The organism is Burkholderia sp. BCC1644 (assembly GCF_902833225.1).
In the GTDB taxonomy this organism is placed as follows: domain Bacteria; phylum Pseudomonadota; class Gammaproteobacteria; order Burkholderiales; family Burkholderiaceae; genus Burkholderia.
The window spans coordinates 351,418-371,431 of the sequence record NZ_CADFEI010000006.1; the positions used below are offsets into that span (position 1 = coordinate 351,418).

Annotated in this window: 15 protein-coding genes and 1 pseudogene; 8 read left to right on the forward strand and 8 right to left on the reverse strand. The window is 63.6% G+C overall.

The genetic code is table 11. From position 1 onward, the window contains the following. The first annotated feature begins 71 nt into the window (after positions 1–71). Positions 72–713: a GntR family transcriptional regulator gene (locus HWX87_RS14835; RefSeq protein ID WP_176047800.1), complete on the forward strand. Its 642-nt coding sequence runs from the start codon at positions 72–74 to the stop codon at positions 711–713. 104 nt (positions 714–817) lie between these two features. Here the strand turns inward: HWX87_RS14835 and HWX87_RS14840 are convergent, their stop codons facing one another. Continuing rightward, a complete protein-coding gene (locus tag HWX87_RS14840; protein WP_176047801.1) occupies positions 818–1,858 on the reverse strand; it encodes a LacI family DNA-binding transcriptional regulator in 1,041 nt (346 codons plus the stop codon). 188 nt (positions 1,859–2,046) lie between these two features. Between HWX87_RS14840 and ugpC the strand changes: the two genes are divergently transcribed. The 5 genes from ugpC (at position 2,047) to HWX87_RS14865 (ending at position 8,391) form a co-directional block, all read left to right on the forward strand. Further along, positions 2,047–3,198 carry a sn-glycerol-3-phosphate ABC transporter ATP-binding protein UgpC gene (gene ugpC / locus HWX87_RS14845; RefSeq protein ID WP_176047802.1) on the forward strand — a complete coding sequence of 384 codons (1,152 nt, stop codon included), beginning with the start codon at positions 2,047–2,049 and terminating at the stop codon, positions 3,196–3,198. Between the two features lie 8 nt (positions 3,199–3,206). Beyond that, positions 3,207–5,192, forward strand: coding sequence for a beta-galactosidase (locus HWX87_RS14850; RefSeq protein ID WP_176047803.1), 1,986 nt, complete (start codon positions 3,207–3,209; stop codon positions 5,190–5,192). 67 nt (positions 5,193–5,259) lie between these two features. Further along, a complete protein-coding gene (locus tag HWX87_RS14855; RefSeq protein ID WP_176047804.1) occupies positions 5,260–6,519 on the forward strand; it encodes an extracellular solute-binding protein in 1,260 nt (419 codons plus the stop codon). 54 nt (positions 6,520–6,573) lie between these two features. Further along, the gene (locus HWX87_RS14860; protein WP_176047805.1) at positions 6,574–7,518 is read left to right on the forward strand and encodes a sugar ABC transporter permease; all 945 of its coding nucleotides are present in this window, start codon (positions 6,574–6,576) and stop codon (positions 7,516–7,518) included. Between the two features lie 21 nt (positions 7,519–7,539). Beyond that, a complete protein-coding gene (locus HWX87_RS14865) occupies positions 7,540–8,391 on the forward strand; it encodes a carbohydrate ABC transporter permease (protein ID WP_176047806.1) in 852 nt (283 codons plus the stop codon). 314 nt (positions 8,392–8,705) lie between these two features. Here HWX87_RS14865 and HWX87_RS14870 read toward each other — a convergent pair whose 3' ends face one another. The 7 genes and pseudogenes from HWX87_RS14870 to glcC all read right to left on the reverse strand — a co-directional run bounded on the left by HWX87_RS14870 (position 8,706) and on the right by glcC (position 17,208). Then, positions 8,706–9,338 (reverse strand): hypothetical protein, encoded by a 633-nt coding sequence (locus HWX87_RS14870; protein ID WP_176047807.1) that lies wholly within the window; start codon positions 9,336–9,338, stop codon positions 8,706–8,708. 28 nt (positions 9,339–9,366) lie between these two features. Next, complete coding sequence (locus HWX87_RS38015) at positions 9,367–9,990, reverse strand: N-acetylmuramidase family protein (RefSeq protein ID WP_244137675.1); 624 nt, start codon at positions 9,988–9,990, stop codon at positions 9,367–9,369. Continuing rightward, a complete protein-coding gene (locus HWX87_RS38020; RefSeq protein WP_244137676.1) occupies positions 9,975–10,850 on the reverse strand; it encodes a hypothetical protein in 876 nt (291 codons plus the stop codon). The genes HWX87_RS38015 and HWX87_RS38020 overlap by 16 nt, the downstream gene beginning before the upstream one ends. Before the next feature lie 43 nt (positions 10,851–10,893). Further along, complete coding sequence (locus HWX87_RS14880; RefSeq protein ID WP_176047808.1) at positions 10,894–13,794, reverse strand: type VI secretion system Vgr family protein; 2,901 nt, start codon at positions 13,792–13,794, stop codon at positions 10,894–10,896. Between the two features lie 474 nt (positions 13,795–14,268). Further along, entirely contained in the window at positions 14,269–15,717 is a 1,449-nt protein-coding gene (locus tag HWX87_RS14885) for a DEAD/DEAH box helicase (RefSeq protein ID WP_176047809.1), read from the reverse strand. Positions 15,718–15,752: 35 nt separating this feature from the next. Continuing rightward, positions 15,753–16,187 (reverse strand): annotated as a pseudogene (locus tag HWX87_RS14890) (DUF6306 domain-containing protein); the annotation flags it as partial. 250 nt (positions 16,188–16,437) lie between these two features. Beyond that, the gene (glcC, locus tag HWX87_RS14895; RefSeq protein WP_176047811.1) at positions 16,438–17,208 is read right to left on the reverse strand and encodes a transcriptional regulator GlcC; all 771 of its coding nucleotides are present in this window, start codon (positions 17,206–17,208) and stop codon (positions 16,438–16,440) included. Positions 17,209–17,426: 218 nt separating this feature from the next. Between glcC and glcD the strand changes: the two genes are divergently transcribed. Beyond that, positions 17,427–18,926 (forward strand): glycolate oxidase subunit GlcD, encoded by a 1,500-nt coding sequence (glcD, locus tag HWX87_RS14900; RefSeq protein ID WP_176047812.1) that lies wholly within the window; start codon positions 17,427–17,429, stop codon positions 18,924–18,926. Beyond that, positions 18,926–20,002, forward strand: coding sequence for a glycolate oxidase subunit GlcE (gene glcE, locus HWX87_RS14905; RefSeq protein ID WP_176047813.1), 1,077 nt, complete (start codon positions 18,926–18,928; stop codon positions 20,000–20,002). Before glcD ends, glcE begins: the two co-directional genes overlap by 1 nt. Positions 20,003–20,014 lie beyond the last annotated feature (12 nt).

Genomic DNA, 20,014 nt, shown 5'->3' on the forward strand with positions numbered 1-20,014 from the left:
CGGTGGTCGCCATTGTGGCACCGGATTTCCGTTTGGTATACCATTATTCCAAATTGACGAAACACGCAGGTATGGAAGCCAAACTCGACTCCACGGCGGACGCGGTCGCCGCCTCGCTGCGCGACATGATCATCAACGGCGAGCTTGCGGCCGGCGAACGGCTCGTCGAACGCGACCTGGCCGAGCGATTCGGCATCAGCCGGATTCCGATGCGCGAGGCGATCCAGCGGCTGGAACGCGAAGGCTTGCTGGATATCTTCAGGAATCGCGGCGCCGTCGTGCGGATGCTGAGTGTGTCCGACGTGCAGGAGATCTACGATCTTCGCGTGCTGCTCGAAGGCGACGCGATCTATCGCAGCGTGAAGCGGCTCGACGACGAGACGCTCGCGCGCGCCGAGCTCGTGCATCGCCTGCTCGGCGATGCGAGCGTGCCGCGCCGGCAGGGCGAGCTGAACCGCGAATTCCACGCGTTGCTGTATTCGTGTTGCGGCAACGCGAGGCAGTTGAAGTCGATTGCCGAATTGCGCAGCCAGGTCGAACGTTACGAGCGCCTGCAGACGACGCTGCTCGCCGATACGCCGTCGTTCCAGGTCGAGCACGAAGAGATCCTGCAGGCGTGCCGCGAACGCAATGCGCGCGCGGCACGTTCGATGACGGTCGCGCATCTCGAATCGGCCAGAAACATCGTGATGCGGCTTGTCGAAGGCGATTGAAGCCGGGGCTGTATTTGCCGCTCGCTGCACCGCGCGTGGGCCGCGCCGTGCCTTGCCGCGCCGATTCCGGCAACCTCCCTCGCGACATTCAACGCATCCAAACATCAATCCGACCGCGCCACGCTCCCGTCAGGTGCGCGGCCGGTCGTCCCACGCACCACCAGTTTCGGCAGCGACGCTATCCGCACGCGTGACGCCGCGTCGCTGCGCTCGCCCGCCTCGCGCAGCGCATTGAGCAGTTCGACCGCAAGACCCGCAGCCTCGGCGGTCGGGATCGCGACGGTCGTCAACGTGGGCCGCGTGTCGCTGGCGAGATGAATGTCGGTGATCCCGACGATCGACAGATCGTCCGGCACGCGCCTGCCGCGATCGGCCGCCGCATGCATCGCGCCGATCGCCGGCAGGTCGTTGGTGGCCACCAGCGCAGTCAACTGCGGATGCGCGTCGAGCAGCCGCCCCGCCGCGCGCACGCCGCCTTCGATCGAATCGGGCTCGGCCGCGACGATCGACGCGTCGAGCCCCGCTGCGCGCATCACGTCGACGAAACCGTCGTAGCGCGCCGCCTGCACGCCGCTCGCCGATCCGCCGACGATCACGCCGATCCGCTCGTGACCGAGTTCGACCAGATGCCGCGTCGCGATCCGTCCCGCCTCGCGGAAATCGATGGCCACGCACGGCAATCCTTCGGGCGGCGCCTCGGGCCGCTCCCACAGACACAGCACGACCGGCACGCCGCGCCGCGCGACGTCGAGCAGATCCGGCAGGTGCAGGTTCGCGTTGGTCACGAGAATGCCCTCGGAAATCGTGCCGGCAATCTGGTCGAGATAAGCGCGCCCCTGCAACGGATCTTCGTTCGTATTGCAGACGATCAGGAACTGCCCGTTGCGGCGCACCGCGCGTTCGACCGCCAGCGCGAATTCCGGATAGAACGGGTTCGCGATGCTCGATACCATCAGCGCGACCGTCGGCGCGCGCCCTTCCGCCAGCGCCCGCGCGGCGAGATGCGGCCGATACCCGAGCGCCTCGACGGCCTCCAGCACCCGTGCGCGCGTGGCTTCGCCCACCCGGCCGCGGTCGCGCAGCACGTTCGATACCGTCGCGGCCGTCACGCCGGCCCGGCGCGCAACTTCATCCAGTGTCGCCATGTTTGCTCACTATATGAGACGTCGATCCAGTATTTGCTTCGCTCACCGAAGCGGCGCACTATCGCCGCACACCTTGCCGCCCGTCCGACGGGCGCGACTCGGCCGCGATCGCATCGCCCCTTTTTTTGATCGCGATGATTAAGCGCTTAAGCAAGCAGTACGGCGCATTAAAACATGGAGCGGAGACAATGGCGAGCATCTCGATGCGGCGCGTGCAGAAAGCCTATGGCGATCACGCGCCGGTCATTCGCGACGTCGATCTGGAGATCGGCGCGCACGAGTTCTGCGTGTTCCTCGGGCCGTCCGGATGCGGCAAGTCGACGTTGCTGCGCATGATTGCCGGCCTCGAGGATCTGAGCGCGGGCGAGCTGTCGATCGACGGCCGCCGCGTCGACGACGTGCCGGCCGCCGAGCGCGGCGTCGCGATGGTGTTCCAGAGCTACGCGCTGTTTCCGCACATGACGGTGTACGAGAACATGGCGTTCGGCCTGAAGCTCGCACGGGTGCCGAAGGCCGAGATCGACCGCAAGGTGCGCGACGCCGCACGCATCCTGCAACTCGACACACTGCTCGAGCGCAAGCCGAAGGCGCTGTCGGGCGGCCAGCGGCAGCGCGTCGCGATCGGCCGCGCGATCGTGCGCGAGCCCGGCGTGTTTCTCTTCGACGAACCGCTGTCGAATCTCGACGCGGCGCTGCGCGGCCAGACCCGCATCGAGATCGCGCGGCTGCACCGGCAGTTCGAACGCGCGAGCGTCGTCTACGTGACCCACGACCAGACCGAGGCGATGACGCTCGCCGACAAGATCGTGCTGCTGCACGCCGGCGCGGACACCGCGCAGCACGGCAGCATCGCGCAGGTCGGCGCGCCGCTCGACCTCTACCACCACCCGGCCAGCCGCTTCGTCGCGGGTTTCATCGGCTCGCCGCGCATGAACTTCCTGCCGGCCGTCGTCACGGCATGCGACGCGCATCGCACGACCGTCACGCTCGTGACGTCCGGCGAGACCTTCACGCTGCCGCGCGACGGCTCGGCACTCGGCGCCGGCGTGGCCGTGACGCTCGGCATTCGCCCCGAACACCTGACGCTCGGCGCCGCGCTCGACGCGACCACGCTCGCACGCGACGTCGCGCTCGTCGAACGCCTCGGCGAACAGACCTACGTGCACCTCGACACGCCCGGCGGCGCACCGCTGATCGCGAAAGTACCCGGCGACGCACAGGTGCGCACCGGCGAGCGCGTGCACGTACATGCGCCGGCCGCGGCCTGCCATCTCTTCACCGAAGACGGCCGCGCGGTGCCCGCGTGCGCCGACGTCCTCGTCCACCACCACTACGCATAAGGATCGGCATGCGCCTCGGAGTCTGCTACTACCCGGAACACTGGCCGGAATCGATGTGGGCCGACGACGCCCGCCGGATGAAAGCGCTCGGCATCGAGCAGGTGCGGATCGCCGAATTCGCGTGGAGCCGTATCGAGCCGTCGCCGGGCGAATACGACTGGGGCTGGCTCGACCGCGCGGTCGACGTGCTCGGCGCGGCCGGCCTCGAGATCGTGATGTGCACGCCGACCGCGACGCCGCCGAAATGGCTGGTCGACCGCCATCCCGACATCCTCGCGATCGGCGCGGACGGCCGGCCGCGCGCGTTCGGTTCGCGCCGCCACTACGACTTCTCGTCGCCGACCTATCTCGAGGCGTCGCGGCAGATCTGCACGGCGGTCGCCGAACGCTACGGCCGCCACCCGGCCGTGCGCTACTGGCAGACCGACAACGAACTCGGCTGCCACCAGACGGTCGTCAGCTATTCGCCGGCCGCGCTCGTGCGCTTCCGCGCCTGGCTGAAGGCGCGCTACGGCACGATCGACGCGCTGAACCGCGCGTGGGGCACCGTGTTCTGGAGCATGGAATATCGCCATTTCGACGAAGTCGACGCGCCAGTCGGCACCGTGACCGAAGCCCATCCGTCGCATCGCCTCGACTACCGGCGCTTCGCATCCGACGAAGTCGCGCGCTATCACCGGATGCAGGTCGACGTGATCCGCGCGCATTCGCCGGGCCGGCCCGTCGCGCACAACTTCATGCAGCTGTTCACCGAGTTCGATCACTACGAGGTCGCACGCGACCTCGACATCGCGACGTGGGACAGCTACCCGCTCGGCGCGCTCGAAGAGCAATGGTTCGCGCCCGACGTGAAGGCGCGCTGGCTGCGCACCGGCCATCCCGATTTCGCGTCGTTCAATCACGACCTGTATCGCGGCATGTCGAAGCTGCCGTTCTGGGTGATGGAGCAGCAGCCGGGGCCCGTGAACTGGGCGCAGTGGAACCCCGCGCCGCTGCCGGGCATGGTGCGCCTGTGGAGCTGGGAAGCGTTCGCGCACGGCGCCGGCTGCGTGTCGTACTTCCGCTGGCGGCAGGCGCCGTTCGCGCAGGAGCAGATGCATGCGGGCCTGAACACGCCGGACAACCAGCTCGACGAAGGCGGCCGCGAGGCGCAGCGCGTCGCGCGCGAGATCGCTTCCGTACACGACGCCGGCGCGGATGCGGACGGCCCGGTGCGCGCACCGGTCGCGCTCGTCTTCGATTACGAAGCGAAGTGGCTGTTCGAAGTGCAGCCGCAAGGCGCCGACTTCCACTACCCGCGCTTCGCATTCGAGTACTACTCGGCGCTGCGCTCGCTCGGCCTCGACGTCGACATCGTTTCAGCGCACGCGCCGCTCGACGGCTACCGTCTCGTCGTGGTGCCGCCGCTGCCCGTCGTGCCGGACGATTTCGCCGCACGGCTCGCCGCCTCGGGCGCGCATGCGGTGTTCGGGCCGCGTACCGGCTCGAAGACCGTCGACCTCCAGATTCCACCGACGCTGCCGCCCGGCGCGCTCGCGTCGATCCTGCCGGTGCGCGTGTGGCGCGTCGAATCGCTGCGGCCGAACGTGACCGAGCGGATCGACGGCACGCTGCGCGACGGTTCGCCGTTCGCGGGCGACGCGCGCCACTGGCGCGACTTCGTCGAGCTGCACGACGACACGCGCAGCGTCGTGCGCGCACGCTTCGCCGACGGTCATCCGGCCTGCGTGTCGCATGGCGCGCTGCACTACTGGGCCGCGTTGTTCGACGATGCAACCACCGCGAAGCTGTTCGCCGATGTCGCGGCCGAAGCCGGCCTCGTGCCGACGCCGCTCGGCGACGGCGTGCGCGTGAGCCGGCGCGGCGGCCTGACCTACGTTTTCAACTATGGCAACGCGCCGCACACGATCGACGCGGTGCCGCCGTCGGCGTTCGTGCTCGGCGCCGCGCAAGTCGGGCCGCAGGACGTGGCCGTGTATCGAAGCCGTTCATAGCCCCCCCGCCACCGGCGCCACGACGGGCCGGTCACGCACAAGACGACACACAGGAATGGAGACACGCATGACACATCGCCCCCTTCGCACCGCCGCCCGGCTCGCCACGGCCGCCGCCGTCGCCTTCGCGTCGCTCGGCATGACGGCGCCCGCCGATGCCGGCACGCTGACGATCAACATCGCGTTCAAGGGCGCGAGCCAGCGCGCGGTCTGGCAATCGACGCTCGATGCATTCCACAAGGCCCATCCCGACATCGACGTGAAGGCGACCTTCGTCGACGAGGAGGCGTACAAGGTGCAGCTCCCCGCGTGGCTGACGACCGTCGCGCCGGACGTCGTGAACTGGCATGCGGGCGAGCGGATGGCGTACTACGCGAAGCGCGGGTTGTTCGAGGACCTGAGCGGCGACTGGACGAAAAATGGCTGGGGCGCGATGTATGCGTCGACGCGTGATGCATCGTCGTACAACGGCAAGCAGTACGCGGCGCCGACCGTCTACTACTCGTGGGGCCTGTTCTACCGCAAGGACCTGTTCCGCAAGGTCGGCATCGCCGACGAACCGAAGACCTGGGACCAGTTTCTCGACGCGTGCAAGAAACTGAAGGCCGCAGGCATCACGCCGGTCGCGATCGGCGGCCGCGACGCATGGACGCTCGCCGGCTGGTTCGACTATCTCGACCTGCGCCTGAACGGCAACGCGTTCCACCAGCAGCTGATGGCCGGCGACGTGCCGTACACCGACCCGCGCGTGAAGAAGGTCTACACGACGTGGAAATCGCTGATCGACGCCGGCTACTTCATCGACAACGCGCTGTCCTACGATCTCGACGGCGCGCAGCCGTTCCTGTTCCAGGGCAAGGCCGCGATGATGCTGATGGGCACCTTCATCGCGGCGGGCTTTCCGCCGAACGTGAAGCAGGAAATGGGCTACTACCGCTTCCCGATCATCGACCCGAAGGTGCCGACTGCCGAGGACGGCCCGGTCGAATCGCTGCACATCCCGACGAAGGCGAAGAACAAGGCCGATGCGCACACGTTCCTCGCATTCGTCGAAACGCCCGAGATGGGCGCGAAGCTCGCGGAGGGCCTCGGCTCGCTGTCGGCGAACAGCAAGTCGCCCGAGCCGGCCGATCCGATCTCGCGCATCGGCTTCCGGATCCTCGCCGACACGAAGGGCGGCGTCGCGCAGTTCTACGACCGCGACATGACGAAGGAAATGGCCGACGAAGGGATGAAGGGCATGCAGCAGTTCCTCGCGAATCCCGCACAGATCGATACAGTGCTCGCGCAACTCGAACAGACCCGCAAGCGGATCTACAAGAAGTGACCGCGTGACCCAACCGGCGGCCGCGTGCCGCCGTGTCCGTTCAGGAGGCTTGCCGTGTCCAGTCCGATCACGTCCACCCCGCCCGCCGGCACCGCGCCGCCGCCGCGCGGGACATCCGCCACCGCATTGCCCGCGCGCCGCCCGTCGCCCGCCGTGCGGCGGCAACGACGCGCCGCGTGGCTGTTTCTCGCGCCGGCCTGCGCAATGGTTGCCGTCTATGTGATCTGGCCGATCCTGTCGACGCTGTGGCTGAGCCTGTACAACTGGGACGGGATGACCGAACGCACGTTCGTCGGCCTCGCGAACTATGCCGAGCTGCTGCAGGCGCCGACGTTCTACACGGCGCTGCGCAACAACGTGATCTGGCTCGTGCTCTTCATGCTCGCGCCGCCGCTCGGGCTCGCGCTCGCGTTGTACCTGAACCAGGCGGTCGCCGGCATCCGGCTCGTGAAATCGCTGTTCTTCGCGCCGTTCGTGCTGTCCGGCGTGGTCGTCGGCCTGATCTTCTCGTGGTTCTACGATCCGACGTTCGGGCTGCTCGCGCTGCTCGCCGGGCACGGCATCCCGGTGCTCGGCGATGCGCGCTACGCGACGCTCGGCGTCGTGTTCGCCGCGCTGTGGCCGCAGACGGCGTACTGCATGATCCTGTACCTGACCGGTCTCACGTCGATCAACCCGGAACAGATCGAGGCCGCGCGGATGGAAGGCGCACGCGGCTTCGCGCTGCTGTGGCACGTCGTGCTGCCGCAGCTGCGGCCGACCACGTTCATGGCGATCGTCGTCACGGTGATCGGCGCGCTGCGCAGCTTCGACCTGATCTCGGTGATGACGAGCGGCGGCCCGTTCGAGAGTTCGACCGTGCTCGCGTATTACATGTACGACCAGGCGATCAAGTACTACCGGCTCGGCTATTCCGCATCGATCGCGGTCGTGCTGTTCGCGATCATGCTCGTCTACATCGTGTTCCAGTTGCGCCGCATGCTGCGCAACGAGCAGTGACCTACCGGGGATTCATCGATCATGTTTCCGACACCCGTTACCCACTGGAAGCCGGTATCGCGCCGGCTGTACAAGCTGTCGCTGCCCGTCGCGTTGCTGATCTGGCTATTGCCGATGATCGCCGTGTTCGTCACGTCGGTGCGCTCGACGGAAGAACTCGTCGAAGGCCACTACTGGGGCTGGCCGCGGCACTTCGCGATGGTCGAGAACTACCGCGACGCGCTGACGACGTCGCCGATGCTGCATTACTTCTGGAACAGCGTGCAGATCACGGTGCCGTCGGTGATCGGCTCGATCGCGCTCGCGGCGATGGCCGGCTTTGCGCTGGCGACCTACCGGTTTCGCGGCAATGCCGCGCTGTTCGGCACGTTCGTCGCCGGCAACTTCGTGCCGGTGCAGGTGCTGATGATTCCGGTGCGCGACCTGTCGCTGAGGCTCGGTGTGTTCAATACCGTCGAAGCGCTGATCCTGTTTCATGTCGCGTTTCAGACGGGGTTCTGCACGCTGTTCCTGCGCAACTTCATCAAGCAGTTGCCGTTCGAGCTGATCGAGGCCGCGCGGATCGAAGGCGCCGGGGAATGGACGGTGTTCTGGCGGATCGTGCTGCCGTTGATCCGGCCTGCGTTGGCCGCGCTTGCGATTCTCGTGTTTACGTTCGTGTGGAACGATTACTTCTGGGCGCTGTGTCTCACCCAGGGCGATGAAGCCGCGCCGATCACGGCGGGCGTCGCGGCGCTGAAGGGGCAATGGACGACGTCGTGGAATCTCGTTTCGGCCGGGTCGATTCTTGCGGCGCTGCCGTCGGTCGCGATGTTCTTCGCGATGCAGAAGCACTTCGTCGCGGGGCTCACGTTCGGCGCGACGAAAGGCTGAACGCACGCCGGACGCGTTTTCGTATCTCCCCCTCCGCATCGTGAGGTTGCCCGCTTCGGCGGGCTTTTTTCATTTTTTCGAGGTTGGGTGGATGTTGCCAGGCACTGCGACGCAAACTTTCGCCACAGACCCAATTCAACAATCACAATGTGCAGGCCTACCGCATCGGATAAGCACTCAACCACAACGCCCCAAGCCATCGGTTGCAATCCACGACCTTGCAACTGGCCCCCAGATCAACCGCAAGACCGTGACCCGAATCCGCCGCTTGTGCACCACGCAAGGGGTTCAATGAACGGCCTTCGGCGTCGACCTCATTGCGCTCCCCGGGGAAATGGATCAACCAAATCCTTTGAGCGCAACCATCCAAACGTGACACGACCATCAAACTTTGGCCCCGTATTGACGTAGCGGATATATGAGAACTCACCGCTCACTTTTAGAACAACGACGGCATCGCCACTTACAAGGTAAGAATTTTTGACTATGAATTTTCCGCCTTTTATATCATGCAAGCGGGATTTTTTTGTGACCAATCGAATACCTAATGCTGGAACTTCACTTGAAGTGAAAAATTCCTGCGCCGAAACATCCGGTGGGTCAGCAGAGAAGATGCCTTGCGCGCTGCTGCAACCGGCCTGCGGGCTCACTGTTCTAAGAATCCATCCCTCATATTTTTTGTATAAATAGCCATCGATGTCGTAATCTTTGTCTCGATCTTCAAAATCGAGAGATCCATCTCCACTAAGAAAGGTGTTGATCCTGAAGGCAGAGTAACCCGCCTTGCCAGGATACTTTCCATCAAACACACCATAGAATAAGAAATAGCAAGATCCATTTTCACCGATTCTTGAGTAAATCCCGGTTACACGGTTGGAATTCACAAACGCAACCAAGTATGGTTGCTGAAATAGAACAGCACTCCCAGCAAATACCGATCCAGACATTGTCAATATCGCTACAATTAGCAGCCGTCTACTTAAACGAATCATAAAATTTCCCAAGATTCTTCGGATAATCTGGATTCACCGTCTCCCAGTATTTCCCGTTGTAGCCTCTAGCGACTTTGACCCAATCATGTTCGCGCAGTCCCGCAAGAGCCAGGGGCTTCACCTTCTGCATAAATGCGACAAATATTTTTACTTGACCATCCGTTCCGGACATGAATTCGTTGACGAAATCGAAGACGGTCGCGTATCCGCAAGCCTTGAAGTTATCTCCCAAAATTTGGAAACCTCCCCAAGAGGTAGCCCTCAAGGCAAGCTCAAAGTCAAGAGTACATGCACGTGCAAGTTTCTCATACTGCCCCAGGCCACCTACTCCGTAAGGTGCTCGTGTTGGAAAGCACAGATCCGGATGGGCCGGGTATGGATTTATGACAGCGAAGGCCTTCTTCCTCCCTTTTGATTTCTTGTCTTTCTTCTCTATTTTCTCCGCTGCAGCCGCAGCGTCGACCATCTTTTGCACTGAAAATCGATAAAAAAGTGTGCGCTCATACAAAATGGACGGCAACCCGTTGTCCAAATATGGATACCCCTGAGATTCTTGCTGGATAATTGCCTTAATTGCAGCAACTTCGACATTTAGCTCACGTGCCATATGCTGCTGCTGAGCATCAGAAAAAAATCCGGATTCGGATAACTCAGCCTGGAGCCAAATACGCTCAGCGTTACGGTGTTTGGCTTTCCCGTATCGACGACTTTGTAGCGGTGTTCAATTGTGATCTTCGTTTTCTTCTTATGAGACTTCGGATCCACTGTAACTTCCTTGTTTTTCTTTGGGAAATCTTTATTTACCCGACCTTGCTCTGTGACTTTCTGAGTCCACCCTATATATGGACCGAAATCACAAATTAACCTCTCGATCGTCATGATTTCCCCCGCTTTTACAACCGGCAGATTGAGGTCTTGTTCAAACTCATCCTTCGGCGTGAGTCTGGTGGTGGCCTCCAGATGATATTCGGGACTGACAATGGTGAACGCGCTGATATCCTTCGTAGGGACAATCTTTGTTTTCCAGGCGTACTCTCCGCGACGATTCCTCACGAACACATCGATCGGCTGATTGCGAGCGGCATTTGTGACCGTCACCGCGAAACCATCCTTGTCGGTGATGGCTTCCGTTTTGTTGTCCAAAATCGGGGGCGAGGGCGGAGTAGCCGGTTCGGTTTCGCCATTCGAGGGCGCCGGGCTGGACGCTGGTACAGATGCAGGAGCCAGCGCGGGCGGCGTTGCCTCGGCCTTGTTCGATGCGGAAGGCGCCTCTTGGACAGTCGTCGGGTCCGGACCGATTCGCCAAGTAGGGGCGGGAGGGGTGCCTTTGCCAGCCGTCAATTGGACGGACAGGCCTTCGATGGGCTTTCGCAGTACATCCCGGAAGACCACGGTTACTACCACGGAAGCGACGGGTTGAGCCTTAGCCTTCGGTGCCGGTGCGTCGGCGGGTTGTGCTTTCGACACTTATTCTCCCTATCGATTTCGCTGATATAAGAAGTTGAATCGGTCAAGTTTCCTCTTGCTCATCGCCCTGGTCCTCACTCGCGTCGTCGACTGCTTCTTCATGGTCGTAAGCATCTTCAATCGCGTGCCAGTCGCCGTCACCGATCTCACACTTCACGTTCGTTGACGTAGGCGTGTGAACAGCTGCCGTTTCGCCGTCGAGCAGCCCGCCCTGCTGCTGAAGTGTTCCGTCCGGCAAATAGATGCGATATGTCTGCGCTTGCAGCGCTTCCCCGACACCAAGATTGGCGATGACCGAAGATACGTCGAAAGTCTGCGTATACTCGTGGGCCAGGTTTTGCTGCAACGTGCTGACAGGAAGCGGCGGGATGGAGTAGCGCATACTGGCCGGCCCACTAAACGCATGCTGCGCTCCCTTGAACTCGACGGTCCCGGGTGCATGCCCGCGGATATTGCCGTCTTCAAGCGTGATTGATGCGCCGCCCGCAGTAAGCACCAGCTTTCCACCCGCTGCGATCTCGATGTCACCTCGTGCCAGCAGTTTGAGGACTGCTTTAGCGATCACCTCGACATTTGAATCATGTGACTGGATCTGCACGGGTCCCTTGGTGAACAGCCTGATCGCAGTCTGTGAGAACATCCCAATGGCTTTGGCGGCATTTACGATAAATGCTCCTGCTGATCCGATATGCGTGTTCAGGCCGCTGACCAAATTGATATGGTGGTCTGCCGTCATGTGCAGCGAGTCTTGCGTAGACGTGCCGATGCCGAACGGACTAGCGAGTAGCAGAATGGCCTTCTTGAACGCGTTCGCACTGCCAGTCCCGCCCCCTGCAGTACGACCGCCGCCGGCTTCCGGCGTTTCCGACTGCCGGGTAGCGTCCGTGAATTGCTTGAGCGAAGCGTGGCTCTCCTTCAAGCTGTCCGCGTGGTGCTGCACGCCAACGTTCGACAGCGCCTCAACGATGCTTTCGGCGCTAATCAATTGACCCTGCGCTTCCTTGACGTCAAGCTGATCATCGTTGTGCGCCTTCGCGTGCGTTCCTATATATGCACCACGATTCGCCCGCATACCGAGATAATCATCCGTATGCAGCAAAGCTCCTTTTCCGAGGTATCGGCCCCGAGCGTTGTTATTGCCCGCATGGTCGATCAGAACCCCTTGGTGGTACAGGCTGTAGCTGTTCCCGACCCTACCCGTGTAGGTGGTCAGTCGCGTAGCCCCTTGATGTGTCGCATCGTCGTGTACGAACGCGTTGTAAGCACCACTCTTACCAAAGCCATTCGACATGAGGCCCGAGAGGAGCACGTTGGTATGCCACTGCGGGAGCGTCGTTTGGGACGGCAGGCGCCCGAGCACATACGGCCGGTCGCAATCACCCTGGAAGTAGTCGACGAGGACCCATTCGTCTTTGCGCGGCACATGAACGCCACCATAGCCATATCCGGTGTCGGCCTGCATCACCAGCAGTGGCGGTGACGTTTGCGTCTGGTTCGTTCCGTCGCGCTCGTCCCACGGGTAGATCACGTAAATGCGATTGCGCTCGTCGGCCCATGCTTCCTCATTATCCGGACCATTCACGAGCGCGTGCTCGGCATACATCAGCGGCTTTCCATGCTCGAACGGACTGCGATACTCGATGTTGGTCCGCTGCGCTTCTACTTTGACCAAGTAGATGCCGCCAAAGCCATCGACGGGATTGGCTCGTGAGCCAAACTGAGTGCCATAGTCCTGGCGCAAGTCGGACAATACGCCCTGCAGACTCAGTGGATAGGTCGCGGCATGATTGGATAGCGGTACATTGTTCTCAATGATCCACTCAACCTCGACGACCATCAACTCCCGAAGGTTCGAATCGACCGTCATATGCCGCGTGTGATGCTCGAGCGTGAAACGCGATCCGGCGTCGAGCCATCGCACACCGCCGAGGCCAATGTATCGCCGGGCGGCGGAAGTCCAAGCCTGGGTCCGATTGGATGCACGTCGTCGCCCGTCGTCCGAGTTTGGGTAGGCATACGACAGGGCTTCACGAATGATCATGGGCGCATAGGGAACGCTGCGCCTCACCTGCTGACGTCGCTCTTCGGTCACATAGGTGCTTGCGCTATCACCCAGGTCACTGCGCACCGAATAATTCTGTTGCGGATTCTTGTAATTGAAGGAGGTTGTCGCGTAGGCGAGGCTTTGTGCGGTCTGAGTCACCGCCCATTGCGTGAAGCCATCTACCTCGTCACGAATTGCACCGTTGAAAAATTCGACCGGCTTCGCATCAGGCAAGGCAGAAAGCCGGTCGACTATGACGAGTGTTGACACGCGCGGATCGTCCTCATACTGGACTGGCACATGTTCGAAATAAAAGTACCATCCTTCGTCTTCGAGAATTCTATGGAGAAAGTTCAGATCGGTTTCGCTCTGCCGCGTGTACGATCGCGCACGTGGCTCGTCCCGCAGGACGAAACGTACTCGCCCGGCAAGCTGCGGATAGGCTCCCAGCAACTCAGAGAGAATTTCCCGTGAGTCTCTGTCGAACCAATGATCGTTCTTGCTCGCCTTGCCAAGAAAGAAAAGCGCCGACTCGAACTCAACCTGGTAGACGGTCAGATTTCCGTCTTGCCCGAGCGTGTGGAATTTGTGAACGAAACCATGAATCGGTCGATAGACTGATTCAACAAATGGCTTGGAGATTTGCTGAATAAACAGCGTGACAGGCTGATGCTCGAGTTCCAGGTTATCGATATCGTCACGTAACGAAACGACGTCGACCACCCAGCGATAGCCTCGCCCGACTCTGGACCATCCCTTTGCGCGCACTGGAATGAGCGTTTGCGCCCCCAGCGAGGAGCGGAACATAAGCAGTCGCTCGTGCTGCATCAAGCCACGATGTATCGATTCGTATAGCGTAGCCGCCCGCAATCTTGCGGGATCGACGGGTGGAAAAACCATTTCCTTTCCTTGTCTCTCAGGTTCAACCGCCAAGGAAGCGACGCGGGTGACGGTCAGCCATTGCGACGATGAGTCGCTCGCTCGATTCTATTCAGAATTGAGCGAAGCTATATATGCGGCCAAGTACTTGAAAGTGGTTTATCTCTGAAAAGGGGGATCCCTCTTCGCTCAATACATAATCTCAAATATTTTAGAAAGATTAACGCAGCAACCCCGTTTCCGCACCGGAATTATCTCAATTTAAAAGCCGCCCCCTTCCTGCATGGCATGTACTTCAAATCGGACGGCAACTTTAAATATCACAGAATGTTGCAGAACTAACTATATATACGCCACACTCTCTGCTGACGTACATTGGTCAGACATCCATCGTCGCACCGATGATCGTACCGGCAGGCGTGGACAGTCGGGTGCCTAGGCCGACATCACCTGCACACAGGCTTTGAAGGGGCGGTGCACAGAGGATCCGCCATGCTACTTGGACGCTTTGCCACGGCTACCCGATTTGCCCGCCGGCCTGCCCGAACCTCCACCCGCTTTGTCCGAAGGTTTGCTGCGCGGCTTTTTCACGCTGAACGGGCTGCCGATCGTGTAGTCCGGTCCGTTACCGGCCGGCTTCGCGTGCGGCGCGGCGAGCTTGCGCTTGCTTTCTCCGCCTAGCGCTTGCGCGCGCGGCTTCTTGCCGGCCACCGGCTTGGCCACCGGCACCGCCTGCGGCACCTTGGGCTTCTTCGGCTTTTTCGGCTTCTTGATGATCTGCCCCGTCGCACTCGTTTCCGGCACGCGGTGTTCGGCTTCGAAGCCCGGCTCTTCTTCTCGCCGCAGCGTTTGCCGGATCAGCGCTTCGATCGCGGCCAGTTGCGGTGCCTCGTCGGCACACACCAGCGACACCGCCACCCCGCTCGCACCCGCGCGACCGGTACGGCCGATACGGTGCACATAGTCCTGCGCGACGATCGGCAGATCGACGTTGATCACCAGCGGCAGATCGTCGATATCCAGCCCGCGCGCCGCCACATCGGTGGCGACCAGCATCTGGACTTCGCGTGCCTTGAAGCGCTCCAGCGCACGCAGGCGCGCGGGCTGCGGCTTGTCGCCGTGGATGGTGTCGACCGCATAGCCCGCTTCATCGAGCATGGCCGCCAGGTAATCCACGCCGTTGCGCGTCTTGACGAACACCAGCGCGTGCTCCCAGTTGTTCTCGGCCACCAGGTGCATGAAGAGATCGGGCTTGTTCCGCTTGTCGACCGTCACCACCCACTGCTTGATCTTGCTGGCCGTGGCATTGGGCGGGCTGACGCTGATATCGACCGGGCTGCGCAGGATGTTGGCCGCCATCGCGCGGATCTCGTCGGTAAACGTCGCGGAAAACAGCAGCGTCTGGCGCCGGGCCGGCAATGCAGCGAAGACGGCGTCGAGTTCGCGCGCAAAGCCGAGATCCAGCATGCGGTCGGCTTCATCGAGCACCAGCGTCTGCACCTGATCGAACTGCACGGCGTTCTGGCGATTGAGGTCGAGCAGACGGCCCGGCGTGGCGACGAGCACGTCCACGCCCTTGCGCAGCTTCATCATCTGCGGATTGATGCTCACGCCGCCGTAGGCGGCCAGGAGACGCAAATCGAGGCCTTTGCCGTACTCGACGAAGCTTTGCAGCACCTGTTCGGCCAGTTCACGCGTGGGCACCAGCACCAGCACGCGCGCGCGGTTGCTCGACACCGCCGGGCCGTGTTGCACCAGCCGTTGCAGCAGCGGCAGCGCAAAACCGGCCGTTTTGCCCGTGCCGGTCTGCGCCGCGGCCATGACGTCCTTGCCACTCAGCACGGCAGGGATCGCCTTGGCCTGCACCGGCGTAGGTGTCTGGTAATTGAGGCCCTGCAGGTTGCGCAGCAGCGGCTCGATCAGGCCAAGCGAGGCAAAGGACATGGACGTATTCCGGGCTAAAACCGCAATTCTAGCGGTTACGGCGCGGGTTGAGCCCCGTCCGCTCCACCGCGCAGCCGCACATCGACCGCCCCGATATTCTTCTCGTGCGCCACCAGCATCAACGACAGCGCGTGGTGCATGTCCCGATCGGCGAGCGTCGGCAGCAACGTCTGCAGCTTGCGAACCACCCAGCGCTGGCCCCGATTCAGGAACGCCATCCGCTCCGCCAGATCGTCGATCGCCATCGCCTGCTCGTAGAACGCGCCGGTCGCGCGCGTCGGTACCGCATCGAGCGACCGGATCGCGTCGACGAGCACGCTGCACCAGTGCGCCTCGTCCTGGCGAATATGGGCGATCAGCCGATGCAGTTCGGGATCGTCGCGCACCTCGACCGCCGTCTCGGAAGCGACACGCGCGCCTGCGCGCTCGGCCTCCAGCAGCTCGTCGAGCGTCGCCAGCAGCGCGGCGCGATCTTCATGCGGAGTCGGGTCGGCGCGGGCGTCAGGCCCGTCGCCACGCGTCGGAATCGACATGCAGCATCCTCCTGTCAGGATCGATGGCGTAATACATGCGACGGTACACGGCGCGTGTTGCACGATCGTGCATATCCGAGGATGCCGCCCGCCAAATACATCACATTATGATGCAATAACCAATCAAGCCGCATCGTCAACGTACTTCGCTTGATCGACGTCATCGCACGAACGCACCGGCGCCCGCTCAAGTCCACCCTTCGAGCCGCAACGTCGAACGCACGAGCCGCTGCTCTTCCTGCTCGATCTCGCGCAGATACTCGACGCACTGGCGGATATGTTCGCTCGCGGCCTTGCGTGCCTGATCGGGCAGCCGCCCCGTGACCGCGTTGTAGAGCCGCGCATGCTGACGGTCGATCTGCTTCTTCAGCGGCTCGCGGTGATAGAGGTTGTTCACCGACGCGAACACCGAACTGAGCAGCAGGTCGGTCAGCGACTGCAGCGTGTTGACGAGCACGGGGTTGTGCGACGCCTCGCAGATCGCGAGATGAAAGGCGTGATCGAGCTTCGCGCGCGCGGCAGGGTCGAGATCCTGCGCGTCGGCCGCCGTCATTTCCTCGTAGCGGCGCCGGATCAGGATGAAATCGGCCGGCGTGCCGCGCAACGCCGCGAGCCGGGCGGCCTCGGCCTCGAGCATCCCGCGCACCTCGAACAGGTCGTACAGCGTGCGCGGCTGCGAGCCGAGCAGATGCATCATCGGCGTGATCTCGCGCTGCGGGGTCAGGCTCGCGACGAACGAACCCTTGCCGTGCGTCGTGTCGATGATCCCGCGCGCGTGCAGCAGCTTCATCCCTTCGCGCACGGCCGTGCGCGACACGCCGAGCTTCTCGGTCAGCCGGCGTTCGGACGGCAGCGCCTGCCCGGCCTTCAGCACGCCGTCGACGATCAGCCGCTCGATCCGCTCGGCGACGACATCGGCCACGCGCCGCGCCGGCCCTTCTCGATCCTGCATTTCCATACTGGTATGACCACTTTGGACGGATACCGGTGATTTTCGCACAATGCCTTGTTCCGATTGGCATTCCATGACCTGACGGGAGTACCTCACAAGCGCCGATATAAAAACTGGTATGACCACCTGCAAGACGTCTGGACACGCCGGCACAGCCCGCCAAGAATCCCCTCCTTCCGGCGTGTCGCGCATCGCGCGGCCGCCCGCATGGTGGAGACAGATCGATGAGTTTCATCTACGACGAACGGATCGACGGGCCGCTGGCGACCGTCAGCCGTGACACGCTCGTCGCCGCGCTGCACGCGGCGGCGCCCGGCCTCGACGTGCTGCACGAACACGAGGCGCTCAAGCCGTTCGAATGCGACGGCCTCGCCGCGTACCGCACGGTGCCGCTCGCGGTCGTGCTGCCCGACACGGTCGAGCAGGTGCGCGCGGTGCTGCGCGTCGCCGCCGCGCTCGGCGTGCCGGTCGTCGCGCGCGGCGCGGGTACAGGGCTGTCGGGTGGCGCGATGCCGCTCGAAAAAGGCCTCCTGCTCGTGATGGCGAAGTTCAACCGGATTCTCGACATCGACGCCGATGCCGGCATCGCGCGCGTGCAGCCCGGCGTGCGCAACCTCGCGATCTCGCAGGCGGCCGCGCCGCACGGCCTCTACTACGCGCCCGATCCGTCGTCGCAGATCGCGTGCTCGATCGGCGGCAACGTCGCCGAGAACGCGGGTGGCGTGCACTGCCTGAAATACGGGCTCACGGTGCACAACATCCTGAAGGTCGAGATCCTGACGATCGACGGCGATACGCTCACGCTCGGCGCCGATGCGCTCGACGCACCGGGCTTCGACCTGCTCGCGCTGTTCACCGGCTCCGAAGGGATGCTCGGCATCGTCACCGAAGTGACCGTGAAGCTGCTGCCGAAACCGCCGAGCGTGAAGGTGCTGATGGCGAGCTTCGACGACGTCGCCGAGGCCGGCGCCGCGGTCGCGCGGATCATCGGCGCGGGCGTGATTCCCGGCGGGCTCGAGATGATGGACAACCTCGCGATCCGCGCGGCCGAGGATTTCATTCACGCGGGCTACCCGGTCGATGCGCAGGCGATCCTGCTGTGCGAACTCGACGGCGCGGCGAGCGACGTCGACGAGGATGCCGAACGTGTCGCCGCGCTGCTGCGCGACGCGGGCGCCACCGGGATCCGCGTGGCGCGCGACGAAGCCGAGCGCCAGCGTTTCTGGGCCGGCCGCAAGAACGCGTTCCCCGCGGTCGGCCGCATGTCGCCCGACTACTACTGCATGGACGGCACGATCCCGCGCCGCGAGCTGCCGCGCGTGCTCGAAGGGATCGCCGCGCTGTCCGCCGAATACGGGCTGCCGGTCGCGAACGTGTTCCACGCGGGCGACGGCAACATGCACCCGCTGATCCTGTTCGACGCGAACCGGCCGGGCGAACTCGACCGCGCGGAAGCGCTGGGCGGAAAGATCCTCGAGCTGTGCGTCGCGGCGGGCGGCAGCATCACGGGCGAACACGGCGTCGGGCGCGAGAAGATCAACCAGATGTGCGTGCAGTTCAACGCCGACGAAATCACGTTCTTCCACGCGGTGAAGGCCGCGTTCGATCCGCAGGGCCTGCTCAATCCCGGCAAGAACATCCCGACGCTGCACCGCTGCGCCGAATTCGGCGCGATGCACGTCCATCACGGCAAGCTGCCGTTTCCCGAACTGGAGCGCTTCTGATGCGACGCGACATCGAATCGATCGACGACAGCGCGGCGCTGGTTGCGCAGGTCGACGCCGCGCTTCACGACCGCCAGCCGCTGCACATCCGCGGCGCCGGCACGAAGGCATTCCTCGGCCGCCCCGTCGAAGGCCGCACGCTCGACGTACGCACGCATCGCGGCGTCGTCTCGTACGACCCGACCGAGCTCGTCGTCACCGCGCGCGCGGGCACGCCGCTCGCCGATCTCGAAGCGATGCTCGACGCGGCCGGCCAGATGCTGCCGTGCGAGCCGCCGTCGTTCGGCGGCGCCGCCACGGTCGGCGGGATGTTCGCGGCGGCGCTGTCGGGCCCGCGCCGCCCGTGGGCCGGCGCGGTACGCGACTTCGTGCTCGGCTGCCGCGTGATCACCGGCCACGCGAAGCACCTGCGTTTCGGCGGCGAAGTGATGAAGAACGTCGCGGGCTACGACGTGTCGCGGCTGCTCGCGGGCAGCTTCGGCTGCCTCGGCGTCGTGACCGAGGTGTCGCTGAAAGTGCTGCCGAAACCGCGTGCGACGTGCGATCTCGCGTTGCCGCTTGCAGCGGACGAAGCCGTGCAGCGGGTCGCCGCATGGCGGCGCGCGGGGCTGCCGCTCGCGGGCGCATGCCACGCGGACGGCGTGCTGCGCGTACGGATCGAAGGCGGCGAAGGCTCGGTGAAGGCCGCGCGCGGCACGATTGGCGGCGATCCGATGGACGACACCGGCGACGCGTTCTGGGTACGTCTGCGCGACCTCACGCTGCCGTTCTTCGACGATCCGCGCCCGCTGTGGCGCGTGTCGGTGCCTGCTGCCGCGCCGCTCGACGCGTTGCCGGGCGCGCAGCTCGTCGACTGGGGCGGCGCTCAGCGCTGGCTGAAGAGCGACGCCGCGCCGGCCGAGGTGCAGCGGCTCGCCGCGCAATGGGGCGGCCACGCGACCTGCTTCACGCCGGGCGTCACACGCGAGCCGTTCCAGCCGCTGCCGCCCGCGTTGTTGCGCGTCCACCGGCAGCTCAAGTCGCAGCTCGACCCGCACGCGATTTTCAATCCCGGCCGGCTCTACGCCGACTTCTGACGCGAACCCGAC